The organism is Phormidesmis priestleyi BC1401 (assembly GCF_001650195.1).
Lineage (GTDB): Bacteria > Cyanobacteriota > Cyanobacteriia > Leptolyngbyales > Leptolyngbyaceae > Phormidesmis_A > Phormidesmis_A priestleyi_B.
This window is the reverse complement of record NZ_LXYR01000148.1, coordinates 1-1,957: the sequence shown is the minus strand read 5'-3', so window position 1 is coordinate 1,957 and position 1,957 is coordinate 1. Positions and strand designations below refer to the sequence as shown.

The window sequence follows — 1,957 nt, the reverse complement described above, 5'->3', positions numbered from 1 at the left end:
CATCGATTGTAGGTTCCTGGCTGCTGGTTCACACCATCTTTGCGTCCCACTATGCGCGCCTCTATTATCAGGAAGGCAAGACTCTAGCCGAGTGCAAGGACGACGGACTCGATTTTCCGGGTGACACGGAGCCTGACTACTGGGATTTTCTGTACTTTTCCTTTGTCATTGGGATGACGAGCCAGGTGTCTGATGTCGCCGTACGCTCCCGGACTCTGAGGCGGTTGTCTTTATTGCATGGCATTCTCTCGTTTTTCTTCAATACCAGCCTCTTAGCGATGACGATCAACCTTGTGGCAGGGCTGATCTAACCTCGATCGCCTAACGGACAGGCAAGACCGATGCAGCCGCACTAGGGGTCTCAGGTCGAGTTCTTGTAAAGCAGGACAAGAACCGCAATGACGTTGAATATAGCGCCAAAGAAGAACCAGAGAAGTGCATTCCTTTTAAAATCTTGGCGTGTCTGTACCGACGCTCTAACGCTGGGTTCCAGCTTCTTCAATTCCTTAACGTGCTATATTTTCTGTTTTCTGTGTCTACCCCAACATGACCCTGAGAAAAGTGATCAAGAATCATCGGGCGTTTCCCACCGATGAATCTGCCCTCAAAGTGGTTTATCGGGCGATGCACCACATTGCGAAAAAATGGACGATGCCCATTTCAAACTGGAAGCCTGCTCTAAACCGTTTTGCGATTCTGTACGAAGAGCGATTTCCGCTCTAATTTTGACCTTTGACACAAACTACTTGACATACCCGGAATGCCAAATTGGATTCAAAATAAAGCACCCTAGCCAATCATTGGTTAGGGTGCTTTATTATTGGCGGTTCACGGCTCGCTCACTATTATTTACCCTATATAAGGGTGCTATGCCTGGTCAGCAGGATCGCCATACGGGTCTTCACTCGCGGGTCGCACATTGCCGAACTGCCCAGCATCGGTCGGTTGATTTGCCGGATCGCCATACGGGTCTTCACTCGCGGGTCGCGGTGGTTGATTCTCGCTCTCTGCTGGCTGATCGCCTAGTAAGGCATCGGCTGCTTTGCGTAAAAAATCGCCTACCATAATCGTCCTCCAATGTTTACAAAATTGATTTTGTTATCTAGTGCCCACGTGCGTTCTGTCAAGCAACTCAGTTGGTTGCTGACTGCGCTTCTGGCAACGACGTGAGGTCACGTCCGGTGGTCTGGTTGTCATACCCTTGATAGTCACGGTACTGTTGCGCATCTGCGGCTGGCACCGTAATGCCATTGGGCGGTGGGGTTACCCAATGCGCTTGATGGTTTGCATCCCGGTAATAAACGCGACCGTTTTTAGAAAGGTAATACTGTCCGTTCTCGCCTGCCTGTGCCTGCGCGTGTTTGTGCTGGTTATAAAGATAGTAAAGAGCGGCAGCTCCAGCCAGCACGACTGCTCCTTTCTGAACATTACTCATGCCCTTCTTCTGCTCCGTCGGCGCTGCTGTAGTAGTCGCAGTGCGCGTGTCATCGACTGGCGGCGGCACAGTAGCCTGACGCTGACCACATCCCGCAAACAAGGGCACAGTCAGGAGCGCTGAAAGGAGCATGGCAGTGGGGCGGACACCACGTTGATCTGGAAATCTTTGCATAACTTGAGTCCTCTACACCAAGGCACCGTGATTGCCTTTCCCTATGTAACAGGTGATCTGCCCCTGGGAAAAGCGGCTCGTGTCAATCATGGTGGAACGACGGGTTGCTGTCATCACACTCTAGAAAGAGGATGTACAGAGCCAAATTAAATGACATCGAGACAAATTTGTGCTGATGGGGTCTTATTAGCAAGGGAACCAGATTTTGCCTTAAAGCTGTAATGCTCTTCTAGCAAGGTGTTCTTTTAGCTTGTGCTCCCTCACCCTGACCCCAAAACTTGGCTAACCTGTAGAAATTATCAGTTTGCTGCTGAAATACTCTCAAGGTAAAATCTGGTTCCATTATTA

Annotated in this window: 3 protein-coding genes and 1 pseudogene; 2 read left to right on the top strand and 2 right to left on the bottom strand. The window is 50.1% G+C overall.

The window, feature by feature from the left end; all coding sequences use genetic code 11:
- The coding region (locus A8707_RS26070) for a DUF1345 domain-containing protein (RefSeq protein WP_156518904.1) at nucleotides 1-311 on the top strand (311 nt) is incomplete at its 5' end.
- Nucleotides 312-543: 232 nt separating this feature from the next.
- Nucleotides 544-723: pseudogene (locus A8707_RS27355) on the top strand (IS256 family transposase); the annotation flags it as partial.
- Nucleotides 724-867: 144 nt separating this feature from the next.
- Here A8707_RS27355 and A8707_RS26065 read toward each other — a convergent pair.
- Nucleotides 868-1,065 carry a hypothetical protein gene (locus A8707_RS26065; protein ID WP_068820355.1) on the bottom strand — a complete coding sequence of 66 codons (198 nt, stop codon included), beginning with the start codon at nucleotides 1,063-1,065 and terminating at the stop codon, nucleotides 868-870.
- Between the two features lie 67 nt (nucleotides 1,066-1,132).
- Nucleotides 1,133-1,609: a hypothetical protein gene (locus tag A8707_RS26060; protein WP_068820353.1), complete on the bottom strand. Its 477-nt coding sequence runs from the start codon at nucleotides 1,607-1,609 to the stop codon at nucleotides 1,133-1,135.
- Between the last annotated feature and the right edge of the window lie 348 nt (nucleotides 1,610-1,957).